This is a genomic window from Burkholderia perseverans, from assembly GCF_022870505.1.
Lineage (GTDB): Bacteria > Pseudomonadota > Gammaproteobacteria > Burkholderiales > Burkholderiaceae > Burkholderia > Burkholderia plantarii.
Window position 1 is genome coordinate 2,324,975 of record NZ_CP045093.1, and the last position, 17,050, is coordinate 2,342,024.

Below are 17,050 nucleotides of genomic sequence, written 5' to 3' on the forward strand. Positions count from 1 at the left end.
GGTCGGGGCCGCCGCGCGGCGCGGCAAGCCCGGCGGCGGGCTACAGGAACTTCCAGTCCACCCAGCCGGCGCCGGTTCGTTCCGGCGTGACCGGATAAGAGAGCGAGTAAGGCGGATCGCCGACCACGTCTTCGAAGTAGGAGGTTTTCCAGAACGCCCGGCCGCTGGTGGCCGACACCAGCCGCCCGCGATGGGTGCGAATCGCGCCGCCGCCCATCGCGTCGAATTCCGTGTGGTCGGTATGGATCTGCCGGCGCAGGGCTTCGACACGCTCGCCCACCTCGCTGCCGGCCGGGAACCGCGTCCCCCACTCGGCCAGATAGGCGCGCGCCATCTTGTAGACGAGCTTCGGCACCGGCGCGACGTGCCGGCCGAGCCTGGCCGGATCGTACTGGCCGTCGCGGGTGGTATTGCCGGCGACCGTGCTGTGCCGGCCGCGGCACGCGTACAGCTCGTATCGCTCCGGTTGCGCCGCATGGATGTCGGCTACCAGCGGGTCGCGAAGCTGGTAGTGGTCCGCGAGCGTGTCCCAGCTCTTGCCGAGCCGCACCTCATCGGCGCGGCCCGTCATCGGGCCGTTCGGGCGCGGCACCACTGCCGTGAACCACTTGTCCAGGTGGTCCCACGCATAGACGCCCACGTAGTGCTCGACGTTGGGCGGCAGCTGGGTCAGGATCCCGTACCAGTTGCCCGGCCCCGGAACCGGATCGATCGCGAAGATATTGACGGGTATCTCGCGAGGGCCATACGCGTAGAGGAACCACGCGGCCATGATCGACTCGACGGCGCCGCGGCTATGGCCGATGAAATTGAAGCGCCGCGCACCACTGTCGACGGCGAGATTGGCGCCGTGCAGCGCGAGCGCGGTCGCGCTCCACGCATGCGCCGCGTCGATGTTGGAATGCTGGTTGTCCACCGAGGCGTACTTGCGCGCTTCGCGCAGCAGGTCGGGCGGCACCTCGAGCGGCCCGTCGACCGTCAGCGGCTCGCAGAAGCTGCGCAACTGCGCCCAGTCGTTGTTGCCGACGCCGCGCACGACGACGCTCGACGCGGTGCTGAACAGGTCGCCCGAGATCTCGTTGTGGATCCGCACCGGGATGTAGCCGGTCTCGGGGCAGTAGATCCGCTTGTCGCTGCCGATGCGGGTCACCTCCCCCTCGTCGCGCGTACAGGCGGTCCCGCTGAAGCATACGGTATAGGCTTCTATGTCAATAGGTGTACTCATTATCTCTCCGGCCATCATGCTCGCAATTCGGCGGCGCGCGCCGCGCGCTACGTGCCCTTCTTGTCCAGCAGCGCCTGGTACTTCTGCAGGCTCTCGTCGATCTTGTCGAGCGCGATGCCGGCGGCCTCGCCTTCGATCGCCTCGGCGGCGCCGGCGACGATCGCCGCGGTCGCGACGAACAGGTCCGTCAACAGCAGCCCCACCGCGTCCATCGCCATGCCGGGCACGTCCTCGTCGACGGTCTTCTGCGCGAGGTCCTTCATCAGCACGCTCTTGCCCGCGATCGCGAGCGAGGTGGTGGCCTCGAAGTAGTTGGCCGCCGCCTGCGCGACCACGCCGCCCGCCTGCGAGATCATCATGTTCGGGCCGACGGCGATCTGCGTCGTCGCGTAGGACGCCGCTTCCGCGTTGATCGCCTGCACGGTCTGCAGCGCGGAACCGCCGCCGGCCGCCGCCGTCATCGGGGGCGCCTTCAGCGCATCGGTGAACCTGCGCAGCCGGTTCGCCGGCCAGCCGCGCCCGCCGCCCTTCTGCGCCGCGGCGGACGGCACGACCTCGGCCGGCGTCATGGCTTCGGCGGCGTCGGTTGACGCGTTCGCCGGGTTTGCCGCTTTCGGCGGCGTCGGCGGCGCGCCATCGGTGCGTCCGCCCAAAAGACCTTTCATGTTCATGGTTCAGGTATCCCCAGAGTCATCGCGTGCGGGTGCGTGGAACCCGTCTACTTGCCGTCCTTGCCACCGGGCGTGGTGCCGCCCGATGCGCCCTTCGGCGACGCCTCGACCGACAGGATCATGGCCACCGCCTTCGACACCACGGCGTTGGAAATCTGGTTCAACGCCGCCTGCTGCTGCGTCATGTTCTGCGCCGAAATGCCGACCGCCTGGCTGAACATCTGGTAAAGCGTGCCCAATGCCTGGGCGGGGGATCCCGCGACGACGTTGACGTTGGTCTGCGTCACCGCATCGGTTACCTGCTCATTGACTTTGTCTGCCACGAGGCCTCCTGAGATCTCGGCTCCGACATGCGATGGAAAAAACGGGCGGGCCGGCAGGCCGAGCGACGCCGCGTATGCCGTTAGGAACGCGGCCTGCCCGTGTTCGTGAACGCGCTCAGGCGAGTTCGTCGCGCAACTTCTTGCGCAGCAGCTCGACGCGCTTTCTCGCGAGCGGCTCGTTGATGCCGAGCGTGGCCGCGATGTGCAGATAGGGCCGCTCCTCCTCGAACTTCAGCGTGAATAGCTGCTGCTGATGCGGCGGCAGCGCGGACAGCGCCTGCTCGAGACGCAGCAGCTGCTGCCTGAGCAACAGCTGCTGCTCCGCCGACGGCGTATGGCCGGCCAGCTCGACGGCGTGATCGTCGTCCCAGCCCGGGTCGAATTCGAGCAGGCCGCTTTCGCGCAGGCGGCGTCGCGCGCCGTCGAGGAACGCGTGGTTCAGCGCGAGGAACAGAAAGCCGGACAGGTTGCGGACGCGCTCGGGCGTGCGCTGCAGATAGATGTGGACCTTCAGTGCGGTGTCGGACAGCAGTTCGTCGGCACGGTGAATATCACCCTTGCACAACAGGCGCGCGCGGCGCCGCAGTTTCCCCTGCATTTCCCGCCAGGTGCGATCGAGCTGCTGGGCCGGGGTCTCGGGTGGCGGAGCAGCGTGCTGGTTCGAAGTGGTCATCCCGTGCGTTCCGTTTTTTATTGGGAAACACAGAATCGATTCGATGCCGCCAATCGGCTGTTACCCGCGTAACAAACTCATTTCGATATTCGTTTTCTGTAAATTTTATTGACTACCATTACGTAACTTTTTAATCCCGGCATGATCCGTTCGCCGTTTCAGGCGCGCCGCCGGATGTGAACCACGGCATTGCGATGACCGAGAACGACTGCCGCCGCGAGGCGTTCGCGCGCCGGCACGCGGCGACCCAGGTTGCCCGGGCAGGCGCCTTTGCCATGGAAGTGCCGCCCGGCGCGGGCTGCTCGCCGGCTATTTCGCCATTTTCATTATTCATTTTTCACGCCGTGCCAAAGGCAGCGTTTTTCGCTAGGTGGCTGCATCGTCAAACAACCTTGCACGGAAAACATGCCTGCCCTCGCTGACGTTCAAACGCTGCGCGACATATCGATACTCCACGGACTTCCCGAAAGCCTGCTCATCCATATCGAGCGGCATGCCACGCACTGGCCCGAGCACGGCAACCGTTTGCTTTTCTTCAAGGGCGATCCCGGCGACTTCATCGCGTTCGTGCATCGCGGCCGCATCTACAAGACCCTGCACGAACCGGGCGGGCGCGAGATCATCCTCGGCCACTCGATGCCGGGCGAACTCGTCGACGAGAGCGCGCTGATTCGCGCGCCCCGGCGCAGCTTCACGGCCCAACTGAGCCCGGACTGCCGCATTTCGCTGCTGCATCGCCAGTATTTCGCGCCGCTTCGCGCCAACGCGGACCTGATGGCGCGCATCCACGAGCAGCTGTGCCGGCACATCCAGCAGCTGAGCGACTTCGTCGAGTCGGCGTGCCTGTACCGGCTCGACGCCAGGGTCGCGCGCCATCTGTTGAACCGCGTGCAGGAGGGAGATCTCGAGGTGCCGCTGCCGGAGAACCAGAGCATCCTCGCCGCGATGCTCAACGCCAGCCGGCCGCGTTTGAACAGCAGCCTGCAGAAGATGCAGCGCGACGGCCTGATCCGGCTTCATGAGCACGGCGTGACGATCGAGAAACCGGATCTGCTCCGGTATATCGTCGATGCCAATTGACGCGCCGGCCCGCACGTGAATCGTGCGGCGGCACGGGGGAACGGCGCGCCGACGCGGCGGCGCGCGGTGAAGCTCAGCCGCGCCAGTGGCTGATCGCGCTCATCAGCTGCGCGACGGCGGCCAGTTGCGATGAAACGTTGTCGCTCGAGGCGCGCGCCGCGCCGGCCGCGCCCACCGGCGAGCCGGCGTAGAGCTGCATGACGCCGACGGTCGTGGCCGCGAGGTTGGACATCGCCTGGTTCGCCTGCATCTGCACGGCGTTGTGCAGCATGATCGAGGACGCATGGCTGTTCGACTGCATGAGCGTGCCCAGCGCCACGGCGGGCGCTTCGCCCACCACCTTGACGTTGGCCTGCGTGACGGCATCGGTGATCGCGGCAGAGACGTGTTCCGGCATGTCGTTGCTCCTGATTGGGTCGCCGTCGCGGCACGGGCGCGGCGAAAGCATGAATGGGTCGGTTGGCGGCGCGCGACGCGCGGCACCGTCGATGCGTCGCGGGCGCTCGCCGCCGCGGGCATCGGCGCGGCGCCGGGCGCCGGGCGGCAGCCACCGGGATCGGGGCCGCCGCCCGGCGTCGACGCCGGGTCAAGCGTCAGGCGAGCGCCTTGCCGAGCGCGAGCACGTCGGCCAGCACGGCCAGCACGCCGTTCGAGCCGATCTCCGTCGCGGCGGCGCCGGCGCTGGCCGACCCGAGCGTGTAGAGCTGCATCGTGCCGACGTTGGTCGAGGTCGGCAGCTGCACCGCCGACTGCGACTGCTGCTGCACCGCGTTCTCGAACAGCACGCTCAGCGAATGGCTTTGGGCCTGGTACAGCGAGCCCGTCGCCATCGCCGGCGCTTCGCCGACCACCTTGACGTTGGTCTGCGTGACCGCGTCGGTGATCGCGGAATTGACCGCGCATGCCTTGCAGCTGCACGGGTCCGGCGTGGCCGGGATGATGGGGTCACCTGCTGCCATGGTGTTTCTCCTGGTTCGCGGACGGGCGCCGTATCGAATCGGCGCGGCACGTCCTGTCGGTTGTTCCGGAACGCCGCGCGGCCCCTCACGTCAGGTGCCGGCGGCCGTGTTGCGGCGCCGCGGCCAGGCGGTAACGCGAGCGGCGCGTGCCGCCCGCGCCGCCGCCCGATCACGGCGGTGCGGCGGCGTGTTAGGCGCCGCCCATCGCCTTGCCGAGCGCGATCACGTCGGCCAGCACGGAGATGATCCCGTTCGCGCCGATTTCGGTGGCGGCCGCGCCCGCGCTTTCCGGCCCGATCGTGTAGAGCTGCATCGTCCCCACGTTCGTCGACGTCTGCGACTGGATCGCAGCCTGCGACTGCTGCTGCACCGCGTTCTCGAACAGGATGCTCAGCGAATGGCTTTGGGCCTGGTACAGCGAGCCCATCGCCATTGCCGGCGCTTCCCCGACCACCTTGACGTTGACCTGTGTGACCGCATCGGTAATCGCGGGATTGACCTGGCACACTTGACACGTATCAGCCATTTTTTGCTCCTTGCTTCACGTTGTTGAGAAGTCGCACGCGGGGCCGGCCGGGTTCCGCCATCTGGCGTCAGCCGCATGACCCGCGTGCTAATCCATGGACGCATCATCGGAGGCGCCGTGAACGTCGGTGGCGGCATGCGTTGCATCCGCTCTGGTCGATGCGGTCGCTTCGGTCGCTTCGGTCGCTTCGATGGCTTCGGTCGATGCGATCGCTTCGGTCGCTTCGATCACCGCCGGCAACTCGGTCAGGACCACGCCGAAGCTGTGCAGCCGGGCGTCCAGCGCGTCGAGCCGCGCCGCGAGCGAATCGAAGTACTGCCGGAAGCAGGCTTCGATTTCCTGCCGGATCAGGCCCGTCAGCTGTTCGCCGATCAGGGTCAGCGCCTGGCGCGTGCTGTCCTGGATCTCGGCCGCGCCGGCGGCCTCGGCGCCCTCGGCCGACTCCTGCGCGTCGAGCACGCCGGCCACCTTCTGCTGCTCCGATGCCAGCATGTCGAGCGTCGTCTCGTTCTGCGTGTCGATGGTCTGCAGAATGCCGCGCATCTTCTCGTAGGCCTTCTGCTGGTTCAGCTGCAGGAAGTGCTTGACCTGCTCGCGCGCCTCCCGCCGCGTTTTCAGGCGCGGCAGCGGCGAGTTCGCGGCGGCGGCCGGCGCGGCCGCGGCGGCGCCACGGCTCGGCAGCCGTTCGAGCAGCGCCTTTTCCTCGCCCGGTTCGAGCGGCCGTCCCAGCCGCTTCTCCGCGAACTGCCGCAGCAGCGGATCGAGTGCGTCCTGGCTCATGGTTCACACCTCCCTGTCGGCGCGCGGCGCCGCGGCGCCGTCGTGGGCGTGCTGCAATGGATATCGCATGGGGTTCTCCCGGGAATGGATGCAAGGCGGCCTGGCCGGAAATTTCGGCCGGACCGTTGCAAGGACGAACCGTGCAGCGGGTCCGTGAAATCGATCGGTCGCATTGCGTGCGTGATCACGCTCGTGGACGTCGGGGCCGCATCGGGTTCCGCGCAGGTGCGTCGTTCGCCGTGCATCGAGCCGCCAGTTTCCATTTGATTTGGATTCCCTACGATATGAGACCCGCGTATCGACGCGATCGCATGCCCGACACGCCCCGGCTACCTTCCCGCGCCCACGATTCCGCGCTTCGTCGTACCGCCCGGCATGACTCGTTCATATTGAAACGCCGGACACCGAAACCAGCGATTCATTGAACAATCCATTTCACGATTTTCAAATCCCGCCAACCCCGGAATTATCTGAAACCTACGTTGCAGCAGATATTCCGAAACTTGGCCGGCACTGTAACGAATCCACCCAAACCCTTGCCACACAAGGCTCATCGCCCCGCCACCCGCTATCCATGAGCGCCATTCATTTTGTTATTTTTCCGATTTCACAATTCTCATTTGCATTCCTGAATTGATACTAAATCGGGTGAATCGGACGCCCCTATAATCCGCCCCGTGCCTCGCAAAACCGACCCGCCGGCACGGCATTCACGCCGGCGGGCACCGCGCATCTGCATGTCAACGTCTCAATCACGGAGTGTGATATGTCGGGACAGCATCATTTTCTTATGACCCCGGGCCCGCTGGCCCTGAGTGACGAAGTCAAGGCGCAGATGCAGTTCGACATGGGCTCGCGCGACGCCAGCTTCAAGCACATCACGGCCTCGGTGCGCGAGCGGCTGCTCGACCTGATCGACGGCGCCGGCACGCATTCGGTGGTGCCGATCCAGGGCAGCGGCTCCTACGGCATGGAGGCCGCGCTCGCCTCGTTCGTGGCGGCCGGCGACCGGCCGCTCGTCTGCATCAACGGCATCTACGGCGAACGCATCCTGAAGATCCTGCGGCTGCGCGGCGTGCAGGCCGTGAGCATGACCACCCCGAGCGACCAGCCGCTGTCGGTCGCCGATGTCGCCGCGCAGCTCGTGAAGGACCCGGCGATCACCCACCTCTGCTTCGTGCATTGCGAGACCACCACCGGCGTGCTCAATCCGCTCGACGCGCTGGTGGCGCTGGCCCGGCGGCATGGTGTGCTCAGCCTCGTCGACGCGATGAGTTCGTTCGGCGCCACCGACATCAGCGCGCGGCGCACCGCATTCGACGTGCTGGTGACCTCGAGCAACAAGTGCATCGAGGGGCCGCCCGGCGTGGCCTTCGTGTTCGCCACGCGCGAGCTGCTGACGCGCCGCGCCGAGCCGGTCAATTCGTTCGTGCTCGACGTGCGCGACCAGTGGCGCAGCTTCGAGCAGACCGACGAGTGGCGCTCCACGCCGCCCACCCACGTGATCCAGGCCTGCGCGAAGGCGCTCGAAGTGCTGGCCCGCGAGGGCGTGCCGCGGCGTGGCGAACGCTATGCGGCGGTGCGCGACGAGATCGTGCGCGCCACCGAGCGCTACGCCACGCCGCTGCTCGACGCGCAGGTGCGTTCGCCGGTATGCCTGACGCTGCGGGCCGAGGGCGTGATCGACACGCAGCAGGATTTCGACGCGCTCTACGCGCACCTGGCCAACTACAACCTCTACATCTACTCGAAGCTGCACCTGCCCACGCGCAGCTTCCGGATCGGCTGCATCGGCTCGATCCGGCCGGCCTGGATCCGGCTGCTGTCCACCGCGTTTCGCGACTTCTTCGCCGCGGCCGAACCCGCGCGGAAAGCGCACCTTCATCCCGAAGCCGAATTCGTCAAAGAGGCCCTGTGACATGTCACGCATTCCCCAGCACGCCGAACTGTCGCGAGACACCGCGCTCCTGCACGCCGGCTACCGGCACGATCCCGTCACCAAGGCCGTGTCGGTGCCGATCTACCAGTCCACGGCCTACGAACTCGACGGTGACCTGGCGAAGATCGCCGACATCTACAACGTGAAGGAAGACGGCTTCACCTACACGCGCATCATCAACCCCACCACGCGCGTGCTGGAGAAGCGCTACGCGGCGGTGGACGGCGCCGGCGACTCGCTCGCGGTGGCCTCGGGCCAGGCCGCCACCTTCCTCGCACTGGCCAACCTGTCGAGCGGCCGGCCCGGCGACAACGTGGTGGCGTCCAAATATCTGTACGGCAACTCCTGGAACCTGCTGTTCAACACCTTCAAGCGGCTCGGCATCGAGGCGCGTTCGGCCGACCCGCGCGAACCGTCGTCGTTCGAATCGCAGATCGACGACCGCACCATCGCGCTGTTCGGCGAGACCTTCTCGAACCCGTGCCTGATTCCGCTGCCGGTCCCGCAGCTGGCCGAGATCGGCCGGCGCCACGGCGTGCCGCTGGTGGTCGACAACACCACCACGCCGCTGGTGACGCGCCCCGGCGCGCTCGGGGCGGCCATCACCACCTACTCGGCCACCAAGTACCTGTGCGGCCACGGCACCACGCTCGGCGGCCTGATCGTCGACAACGGCCACGCCGGCTTCGACGACGCCGCGCGCTTCCCGCTGTTCAACGGGCCGGACGAGGCGCACGGCGACATCGTCTGGCGCGACGCGCTGGCCGGGCTCGGCGACCTCGGCGCGAGCGCCTACCTGCTGAAGGCGCGCATGACCTGGCTGCGCGACACGGGCGCCGCGATCAGCCCGTTCGCGAGCTTCCAGCTGATCCAGGGCCTCGAAACGCTGCACCTGCGCATGCAGCGGCACTGCGAGAACGCCGCCGAGGTGGCCGCGTTCCTCGCGAAGCATCCGAAGGTGCGGCGCGTGTCGTACCCGGGCCTCGCCACCGGCCGCGAACGCGAGATCGTCGACGAACTGGTGGACCGGCGCGTCGGCCACGGCGCGATGATCATGTTCGAACTGGACAACGAGGCCGCCGGCCGCGCCTTCATCCAGAACATCGCGCTGCTGTACCACGTCTCGAACGTCGGCGACGCGCGCACGCTCGTCACGCATCCGGTCTCGACCACGCACACCACCGTGCCGCGCGACAAGCGCGAGGCGGCCGGCATCTTCGACGGCTCGATCCGTCTCTGCGTCGGCATCGAGCACGTCGACGACGTGATCGCCGACCTGCAGCGCGGGCTCGCCGCCGTCTGACGCCCCACCCGCCAAGGAACCCTCGACCATGAACCCCTCCCGGAACTGGCCGCTGCGCAACCAGCGCTTCGACACCTTCCCGTTCTCGCGCGACATCACGCGCGAGCTGGCCGAACTGCGGCCCGACAACCTCACCGGCGCGCTCTACGTGCTGAAGGACTATCTGGTCATGCTGGCCTGCGCGTTCGCCACGGTGCATCTGTCGTGGTGGCTCTATCCGCTCGCCGTGCTGATCATCGGCGCGCACCAGCGCGGGCTGACCACCGTCTCGCACGACGCCGCGCACCGCATCCTCGCGCGCAACACGCGCTGGAACCACGTCCTCGGCATCACGTTCGCGGCCTATCCGCTGTTCCAGCGCCACTGGGCCTACCGCGTCTCGCACGTCCACCTGCACCATCCGCATCTGGGCGACCCCGAGAAGGATCCCGACCTGAAGTTCTTCCTTGCGTCGGGCGTCTACCAGGTGCGCGAGCCGCGCGAATACGCGGCCGCGATCGTCTGGAAGGCGATCTTCGGCGGCGCCACGCTGCGCTACCTGAACTACCTCTGGCACAACCGCTTCCTGATCGCCGATCGCGACAACAAGGAGATCGACCGGCGCGGCGCGATGATCGACACCTACGGCTTCGTGGCGTTCTGGGTGGTGGTGATCGCCGGCTTCGCGGCCGGTCACGCGCTGCACCTGCTGCTGCTGTTCTGGATCGTGCCGTACCTCACCACCTTCCAGATCCTCGGCTGGTTCATCGAGATCGCCGAGCACTCGCCGCTGTGCGAGACCGAGGTCGACAACGTCCATCTCACGCGCAACCGCAAGGGCAACCTGATCGAGCGGCTGCTGGTGGGCGTCAATCTCGACGAATACCACCTCGAGCATCACCTGTCGCCGGGCGTGCCGTTCTGGCTGCTCAAGCGCGCGCAGCAGATCCGCCTGCGCGACCCCGACTACGCGAAGCTCGCCGCGTCGTGGGGCGGGCTGTTCGTGCGCGGCCCGCAGGGGCAGCCGAGCGTGATCGGCCAGCTGCTCGAACGCAACCGCCGCCTCTACGCGGCACGGCAGGCCGGCCAGGGCGCCGCCGCGCCGCTCGCCGCGCAGGAGCCGCAATGAACGCGCCGCGCGCCGCGAGCCGCGCGGTGGTGGGCGTCACCGCGAACCGGCTGCTCGACGACGGCGTCCACCGCGAGTGGCTGCGGCGGCGCTATCTGGACGCGCTCGACCGTCACGCCGGCGTCGAGTGCGTGATCCTGCCGACCATCGACGGCGAGCTGCCGTGGGAGGCCACGCTCGCGAAGTTCCGCGAGGTGGCGCTGCGGCTCGACGGCCTGGTGCTGACCGGCGACGAATCGAATCTCGATCCGGCGATCTTCGACGAGAGCCGGCAAGCCTGGCCGCGCGCGGCCGACGACGTGATCCCGGGCCGCCGCGACCGCCCGCGCGACCGGCTCTCGCTGGCCGCGCTGACGGCCGCCACCGCGCTCGGCCTGCCGGTGCTCGGCATCTGCCGCGGCCTGCAGGAGATGAACGTGTACCGCCACGGCACGCTGCACGACGACCTCGCCGAGGTGAGCCGCGCCGTGGTCCACCGCGAGAACGCGACGCTGCCGCGCGACCAGCAATATCTGCCGGTCCATGCGGCGCGCGTCGTGCCGGGCGGCCTGCTCGCGTCGATCGTCGGCACCGGCGAGCTGCGCGTGAACTCGCTGCACAACCAGGGCATCGCCGAGCCGGCGCCCGGCATCCGCGTGGAAGCGCGCGCCGAGGACGGCGTGATCGAGGCGCTGTCGTATCCGGACCCGGACCCGGCCGCGTTCCAGTTCGCCGTGCAATGGCATCCGGAATGGCACGCGGCCAGCGACGCCACCAGCCAGCGGCTGTTCGCGGCGTTCGGCCGGGCCTGCGATGCCTGGCGGCGGCGGCACCGCTGAGCACACGCAGCACCTCGTTTTCATGTCGATCGACGGATCACCGGCTCACCGGATCACTGTGGCGGACTCAATGGATTTTCATTTGCTGGCGTTGTTCTCGGTGGCGTTCTTCTCGGCCGTTGCCGTGCCCGGCCCGAACGTGGCGTTCGCGGTCGCGCAGGCGATCCGCCACGGCATCCGCACGGCGATCCCGGGCGCGTTCGGCTTCGGCCTCGCCACCGCCGTCCACGCCATCGTGGTGCTATCGGGCGTCGGCTTCGTGATCCACGCGCATCCGTGGATCCTCGTCTACCTGCGCTGGGTCGGCGCGATCTATCTGGCCTGGCTCGCGTTCGGCGCGTTCTTCGCGAAGGCCGGGCGCGCCGAGGCACAGGCCGGCAGCGCCAGCCCGCGAAAGATGTTCACCGATTCGCTGCTGGTCTCGCTGACCAATCCGAAGGGCTGGCTCGCGAGCCTGCTCACCTATCCGAGCTTCATCAGCCCGAACGCGTCGTACTCGCGGCAGGCGCTCGCGCTCGGCGTCGCGGCCGTGATCATCTCGCTGTCGATCTACGGCGGCTACATGTTCCTCGCGCACAAGGCGCGCACGGCCTTCGACAACAAGCCGGCGCTGAACCGCATCACCGGCGTGATCTACGCGCTGGTCGCGCTGGGGCTGGTGCTGCTGCCCTAGCCGCGCCCCTTCCGCTCACTCATCTCACGGCGATTCACTCCACGGAACCCACCACATGAGCAATCTGGTCTTCGACTACGTCATCGTCGGCGGCGGCAGCGCGGGCGCGATCATCGCGCGGCGCCTGGCCGACGCGAACATCGGCACGGTGCTGCTGGTCGAGGCGGGCCGGCCCGACGAGGGCGTGCCCGCGATGATGGACATCTCGCGCCTGTTCGAACTCGACGCGAGCACCGACTGGGGCTTCCTCGCGAGCCCCACGCACGCCACGAGCCGCCGGCTCACCTACTCGCGCGCGCGGATGCTGGGCGGCTGCGGCAACCACAACGACTGCGCCTACCTGGTGCCGCCGGCCGAGGATTTCGACAGCTGGCGCGACCTCGGCGCCGCGGGCTGGTCGGGCGCGGACGTGGCGCCGTATTTCGAGCGGCTGCGCGAACGCGTGACGATCGAGCGGCGCCCCGAACAGCATCCCGTCTCGCGCGCGTTCCTCGCCGGCGGCGTCGAACTGGGCCTGCCGAAGGTCGATTTCAGCCGCGGCGTCGAGCCCGGCATCGGCATGCTGACGCTGAACGCGCGCGGGCGGCTGCGCAGCTCGTCGTCGGTCGCCTACCTGCATCCGCTCGACGCGCTGCCGCCCAACCTGACGATCTTCACCGACACGCTGGTGAGCCGCCTCGAATTCCGCGACCGCGTGGCCACCGCCTGCCTGACGAGCCGCGGGCGCATCGCCGCGCGCCGCGAGATCATCGTCAGCGCGGGCAGCATCCAGTCGCCGCAGCTGCTGCTGACCTCGGGCATCGGCGCGGCCGACGAGCTGCGTGCACTCGGCATCGGCGTGGTCCACGACAGCCCCGGCGTGGGCCGCCACCTGATCGACCATTACTCGGTGCCGGTGGTGTTCGAGACGGCCGAGCCGGTGGCCGACTGGGACGTCACGCCCTATGAGGCGATCGCGATGCTGGCCACCCGCGCGGGCGCGGGCGCGGCCGAGAGCCAGGTGCAGCTCGGCCTGACCTCGGGCTGGGTCAACGGCCGCTTCGGCGACGAATACGATCCGGCCGCGCCGAAGCAGCGCTCGGTGATCGCGCTCGAACCGAACGTCGCGCGCAGCCGCAGCGAGGGCAGCGTGCGGATCAGCTCGCCCGACATCGGCGTGGCCCCCGTGATCGAACTGAACTACCTGTCCGACGCCGACGGCTACGACGAATCGGTGCTGCTCGAAAGCGTGCGGTTCTGCCGCCGGCTCGGCCAGACCGCAAGCTTCGGCCGGCTGCTGCGGCGCGAGCTGTCGCCGGGGCCGGAGGTGGCCGACGAGGCCGCGCTGCGCGCCTACATCCGCGAGCACTGCCAGACCTACTACCACGCCTCGGGCACCTGCCGCGCCGGCGCCGCGAACGATCCGCTCGCGGTGCTCACGCCCGACCTCAAGGTCAAGGGCGTGGCGGGCCTGCGCGTCTGCGATGCGTCCGTGTTCCCGGCGATGGTGTCGGTCAACATCAACGCGACCGTGATGATGGTCGGCGAGAAGGCGGCGGACCTGATCATCACCGAGGCGAAGGCCGCCGCGTTCGCCGGCCACGGCGGCGAGGCCGCCACCCACTGACGCGGCGCCGCCGGCGCAGGCGTGATTCACAACGGAGGCTGCAAGCCCATGCCGATCAAGATTCCCAAAGGCCTGCCCGCGGTGCCGGCGCTGGCGATGGAAGGCGTCATGGTGGTGGACGACGAGAGCCCGGTCGGCCGCTATCACCGGCCGCTGCGCGTCGGCCTGCTGAACCTGATGCCGAACAAGCTCGACACCGAGCTGCAGATCGCGCGCCTGCTCGGCGCCACGCCGCTGCAGGTCGAGTTGACGCTGGTGAAGATCACCAACCATGCGCCGAAGCACACGCCGATCGATCACCTGGTGTCGTTCTATCACGACTGGATGGACGTGAAGGCGCAGAAGTTCGACGGCTTCGTGATCACCGGCGCGCCGGTGGAGACGATTCCGTTCGAGGACGTCAGCTACTGGGACGAACTCGTCAGCATCTTCGCGTGGACCCAGACCCACGTCCACCGCAGCCTGAACATCTGCTGGGGCGCGCAGGCGGCCATGCATCACTTCCACGGCATGCCGAAGCACGCGCTGCACGAGAAGGCGTTCGGCGTGTTCCGGCATCGCAGCCTCAAGCAGGATTCGCCGTACCTGAAGGGCTTCGCCGACGATTTCGCGATCCCCGTGTCGCGCTGGACCGAGATGCGCGACACCGACATTCCGGCCGACAGCGGCGTGTCGGTGCTGATCGATTCGCCCGACACCGGCTTGTGCCTGCTCGACGATCCGCGCCACCACGCGCTGCACATCTTCAACCACATCGAGTACGACTCGCACACGCTGGCCGACGAATACTTCCGCGACCGCGCGCTGGGCCGCGCGATCGGCCTGCCGCGCCACTACTTCCCCGACGACAGCGAGACGCTGCCGCCGCGCAACCAGTGGCGCAGCCACGCACACCTGCTGTTCGGCAACTGGATCGGCCAGATCTTCCAGACCACGCCGGCCGATGCGAGCCGCATCGGCCTGGACCGCTGAGCGCGCGGCGCGACTTTCCCTCGACCGACGGATAACCGGGATGAGCATGGATTTCGACGAACTGAAACGGGCGGTGGCCGCCGGCACCCTCGACACGGTGCTGGTCTGCCTGGTGGACATGCAGGGGCGGCTGATGGGCAAGCGCTGCCATGCCGACTATTTCGTGCGCCACGGCCACGCGGAGACGCATGCCTGCAACTATCTGCTTGCCGACGACATCGAGATGCAGCCAGTGCCCGGCTACGCGAGCGCGAGCTGGGCCGACGGCTACGGCGACTTCCTGCTCAAGCCCGACCTCGCCACGCTGCGGCGGCTGCCATGGCTGGAGGCGACGGCGCTGGTGATCTGCGACGTGTTCGATCCGCATGGCCGGCCGGTCGCGCATTCGCCGCGGCAGATCCTGCAGAAGCAGTTGCGGCGCCTGAGCGAGCGCGGCATGCGCGCCGCGTTCGCCTCGGAGCTGGAGTTCTACCTGTTCGATGAAAGCTACGAGGCGATCGCGCAGCGCCAGTACCGCGAGCCGCGCCTCTCCGGCACCTACAACCAGGACTATCACCTGCTCTCCACCACGCGCCAGGAGGCCGTGATGCGGCCGATCCGCAACGGCCTGCACGGCGCCGGCGTCACCGTGGAATGCACCAAGGGCGAAGGCAGCGCGGGCCAGGGCGAGATCAACGTGCGCTACGCCGATCCGCTCGCGATGGCCGACCAGCACACGCTGATCAAGCACGCCAGCAAGGAGATCGCCGCGCAGCACGGCAAGGCGATCACGTTCATGGCCAAGTGGCGCTACGAGCTGGCCGGCTCGTCGAGCCACATCCACGCCTCGCTGTGGTCGGCCGACGGGCGCTCGCTGTTCCATGACGCGCGCGAGCCGCACGGCATGTCGGCGCTGATGCGCCACTACGTGGCCGGCCAGCTCAAGTATTCGCGCGACATCACGCTGCTGCTCGCGCCGAACGTGAATTCGTACAAGCGCTTCCAGGCCGGCACCTTCGCGCCGACCACGGCCGCCTGGAGCCGCGACAACCGCACGGCCGGCTTCCGCCTGTGCGGCGAGGGCTCGGACGCCGTGCGGCTGGAATGCCGGATCGGCGGCGCCGACCTCAACCCGTATCTGGCGTTCGCCGGGCTGATCGCGGCCGGCCTCGCCGGCATCGACGAGCAGCTGCCGCTGCCCGCGCCGTTCGTCGGCGACGCCTATCGCGACGGCGAGCTGCCCGAGATCCCGAAGACGCTGCGCGCGGCGGCCGAGGTCAGCGCGAACTCGACCTGGCTGCGCGAGGCGCTGGGCCACGAGGTGGTGGACCACTACGTCCACGCCGCGCGCTGGGAGCAGCTCGAGTACGACCGGCGCGTGACCGACTGGGAGCTGCTGCGCGGCTTCGAGCGCGGCTGAGGCCGCGCGCCGGCGCGCTCAGCGCTCAGCGCTCAGCGCTCAACGCTTGACCAGCATCGCGGCGTTCGACAGCAGCACCACGGCCACGCCGGCCACGAGCCAGGCGTTCCAGCTGTAGTGCTCGAACGCCGCCGAGATCGCCAGCGCGACGAGCGGGAACAGCAGCGTGGCGAACGCGGCGCGGCCCGGGCCGATGCGGCCCAGCAGCGTCAGGTAGGACACGAACGCGACGGCCGAGCCCATCACCGCCAGATAGAGCAGGCTGCCGACGTAGCTCGCATGCCAGTCGAAGCGCAGCGGCGCGCCATGCACGAGCGCGAAGCCCAGCGACCAGAGGCTGCCGTACAACATGCTCCACATCGCGCCGGACACCACCGGCACCGGCACGCTGGCCGTCTGCAGCTTCGCCGCCAGCGTGTTGCCGAACGAGAACGACAGCGTGGCCGCGACGCTCAGCGCGAGCCCCATGGCCATCGTGCCGTCGAGCGCGCTGCCGCGGATCTCCGGCCAGAACGCAATGCCCAGGCCGATCACGCCGGTCAGCGCCGCCACCGCGTTCAGCGGCGGAATCGGCCGCTTCAGGAAGATCCTCGCGTTGACGAAATTGAAGCCGGCCGCGAGCGCGAACACCACCGACATCAGCCCCGACACCATGTACGACGAGGCGCGATAGAACAGCACGAAGTTCAGGCTGTACTGCAGCAGGCCGAGCAGCACGAAGCGGCCGTGCGTGCCGGCCGCGAAACGCAGCGGCTTGCGCGTGGCGGCGCACCACGCGAGCAGGCAGAGCGCGGCGAGCAGGAAGCGGTACGACACCGACTGCTCGACGGGTACGCCGCCCTCGGCCTGCAGCTTGATCGCGAACCAGGTGCTGCCCCAGACGGCGACCACGAGCGATAGCAGGGAAAGGTTCTTCAGCATGGGGGAATCGATCGTAAAGCGGTGAGTGGAGGTGATGCACACGCGGCACGCCGGCGGCCGGATGCGATCGCGGT

At 68.5% G+C, this 17,050-nt stretch carries 18 protein-coding genes; 9 read left to right on the forward strand and 9 right to left on the reverse strand.

Annotation, left to right across the window (positions count from 1 at the left end):
• Positions 1-40: 40 nt before the first annotated feature.
• The 4 genes from BpN12_RS09510 to BpN12_RS09525 all read right to left on the reverse strand — a co-directional run bounded on the left by BpN12_RS09510 (position 41) and on the right by BpN12_RS09525 (position 2,892).
• Entirely contained in the window at positions 41-1,150 is a 1,110-nt protein-coding gene (locus BpN12_RS09510; protein ID WP_246792226.1) for a hypothetical protein, read from the reverse strand.
• Between the two features lie 122 nt (positions 1,151-1,272).
• Positions 1,273-1,890: a hypothetical protein gene (locus BpN12_RS09515; protein WP_246792227.1), complete on the reverse strand. Its 618-nt coding sequence runs from the start codon at positions 1,888-1,890 to the stop codon at positions 1,273-1,275.
• Between the two features lie 53 nt (positions 1,891-1,943).
• Complete coding sequence (locus BpN12_RS09520; RefSeq protein WP_246792228.1) at positions 1,944-2,219, reverse strand: RebB family R body protein; 276 nt, start codon at positions 2,217-2,219, stop codon at positions 1,944-1,946.
• Between the two features lie 115 nt (positions 2,220-2,334).
• Positions 2,335-2,892: an RNA polymerase sigma factor gene (locus BpN12_RS09525; protein ID WP_246792230.1), complete on the reverse strand. Its 558-nt coding sequence runs from the start codon at positions 2,890-2,892 to the stop codon at positions 2,335-2,337.
• 252 nt (positions 2,893-3,144) lie between these two features.
• Between BpN12_RS09525 and BpN12_RS09530 the strand changes: the two genes are divergently transcribed.
• Positions 3,145-3,972 carry a Crp/Fnr family transcriptional regulator gene (locus BpN12_RS09530; RefSeq protein ID WP_246792231.1) on the forward strand — a complete coding sequence of 276 codons (828 nt, stop codon included), beginning with the start codon at positions 3,145-3,147 and terminating at the stop codon, positions 3,970-3,972.
• A gap of 73 nt (positions 3,973-4,045) precedes the next feature.
• On the opposite strand, the gene BpN12_RS09535 is transcribed toward BpN12_RS09530, so the two are convergent.
• From BpN12_RS09535 to BpN12_RS09550, 4 genes are all read right to left on the reverse strand, one after another.
• The gene (locus BpN12_RS09535) at positions 4,046-4,369 is read right to left on the reverse strand and encodes a RebB family R body protein (protein WP_246792232.1); all 324 of its coding nucleotides are present in this window, start codon (positions 4,367-4,369) and stop codon (positions 4,046-4,048) included.
• Positions 4,370-4,565: 196 nt separating this feature from the next.
• Positions 4,566-4,931 carry a RebB family R body protein gene (locus BpN12_RS09540; RefSeq protein ID WP_246792234.1) on the reverse strand — a complete coding sequence of 122 codons (366 nt, stop codon included), beginning with the start codon at positions 4,929-4,931 and terminating at the stop codon, positions 4,566-4,568.
• 190 nt (positions 4,932-5,121) lie between these two features.
• Entirely contained in the window at positions 5,122-5,457 is a 336-nt protein-coding gene (locus tag BpN12_RS09545) for a RebB family R body protein (protein ID WP_246792236.1), read from the reverse strand.
• An 87-nt stretch (positions 5,458-5,544) separates the two neighbouring features.
• A complete protein-coding gene (locus BpN12_RS09550) occupies positions 5,545-6,237 on the reverse strand; it encodes a hypothetical protein (protein WP_246792238.1) in 693 nt (230 codons plus the stop codon).
• A gap of 766 nt (positions 6,238-7,003) precedes the next feature.
• Here BpN12_RS09550 and BpN12_RS09555 point away from each other — a divergent pair.
• The 8 genes from BpN12_RS09555 to BpN12_RS09590 all read left to right on the forward strand — a co-directional run bounded on the left by BpN12_RS09555 (position 7,004) and on the right by BpN12_RS09590 (position 16,055).
• On the forward strand, positions 7,004-8,155 hold the full coding sequence (locus tag BpN12_RS09555) for a 2-aminoethylphosphonate--pyruvate transaminase (protein ID WP_280529110.1): 1,152 nt from the start codon (positions 7,004-7,006) through the stop codon (positions 8,153-8,155).
• Between the two features lies 1 nt (position 8,156).
• On the forward strand, positions 8,157-9,479 hold the full coding sequence (locus BpN12_RS09560; protein ID WP_246792240.1) for an O-acetylhomoserine aminocarboxypropyltransferase/cysteine synthase family protein: 1,323 nt from the start codon (positions 8,157-8,159) through the stop codon (positions 9,477-9,479).
• Positions 9,480-9,507: 28 nt separating this feature from the next.
• Complete coding sequence (locus BpN12_RS09565) at positions 9,508-10,587, forward strand: fatty acid desaturase family protein (protein ID WP_246792241.1); 1,080 nt, start codon at positions 9,508-9,510, stop codon at positions 10,585-10,587.
• Entirely contained in the window at positions 10,584-11,405 is an 822-nt protein-coding gene (locus tag BpN12_RS09570) for a gamma-glutamyl-gamma-aminobutyrate hydrolase family protein (protein WP_246792242.1), read from the forward strand. The genes BpN12_RS09565 and BpN12_RS09570 overlap by 4 nt, the downstream gene beginning before the upstream one ends.
• 70 nt (positions 11,406-11,475) lie before the next feature.
• Entirely contained in the window at positions 11,476-12,078 is a 603-nt protein-coding gene (locus tag BpN12_RS09575; RefSeq protein ID WP_246792244.1) for a LysE family translocator, read from the forward strand.
• Positions 12,079-12,133: 55 nt separating this feature from the next.
• Positions 12,134-13,684 carry a GMC family oxidoreductase gene (locus BpN12_RS09580; protein WP_246792245.1) on the forward strand — a complete coding sequence of 517 codons (1,551 nt, stop codon included), beginning with the start codon at positions 12,134-12,136 and terminating at the stop codon, positions 13,682-13,684.
• A gap of 48 nt (positions 13,685-13,732) precedes the next feature.
• Complete coding sequence (locus tag BpN12_RS09585; protein WP_246792246.1) at positions 13,733-14,656, forward strand: homoserine O-succinyltransferase; 924 nt, start codon at positions 13,733-13,735, stop codon at positions 14,654-14,656.
• 40 nt (positions 14,657-14,696) lie between these two features.
• Positions 14,697-16,055 carry a glutamine synthetase family protein gene (locus tag BpN12_RS09590; protein ID WP_246792247.1) on the forward strand — a complete coding sequence of 453 codons (1,359 nt, stop codon included), beginning with the start codon at positions 14,697-14,699 and terminating at the stop codon, positions 16,053-16,055.
• Positions 16,056-16,094: 39 nt separating this feature from the next.
• Here BpN12_RS09590 and BpN12_RS09595 read toward each other — a convergent pair whose 3' ends face one another.
• Positions 16,095-16,976 carry a DMT family transporter gene (locus BpN12_RS09595; protein ID WP_246792248.1) on the reverse strand — a complete coding sequence of 294 codons (882 nt, stop codon included), beginning with the start codon at positions 16,974-16,976 and terminating at the stop codon, positions 16,095-16,097.
• Between the last annotated feature and the right edge of the window lie 74 nt (positions 16,977-17,050).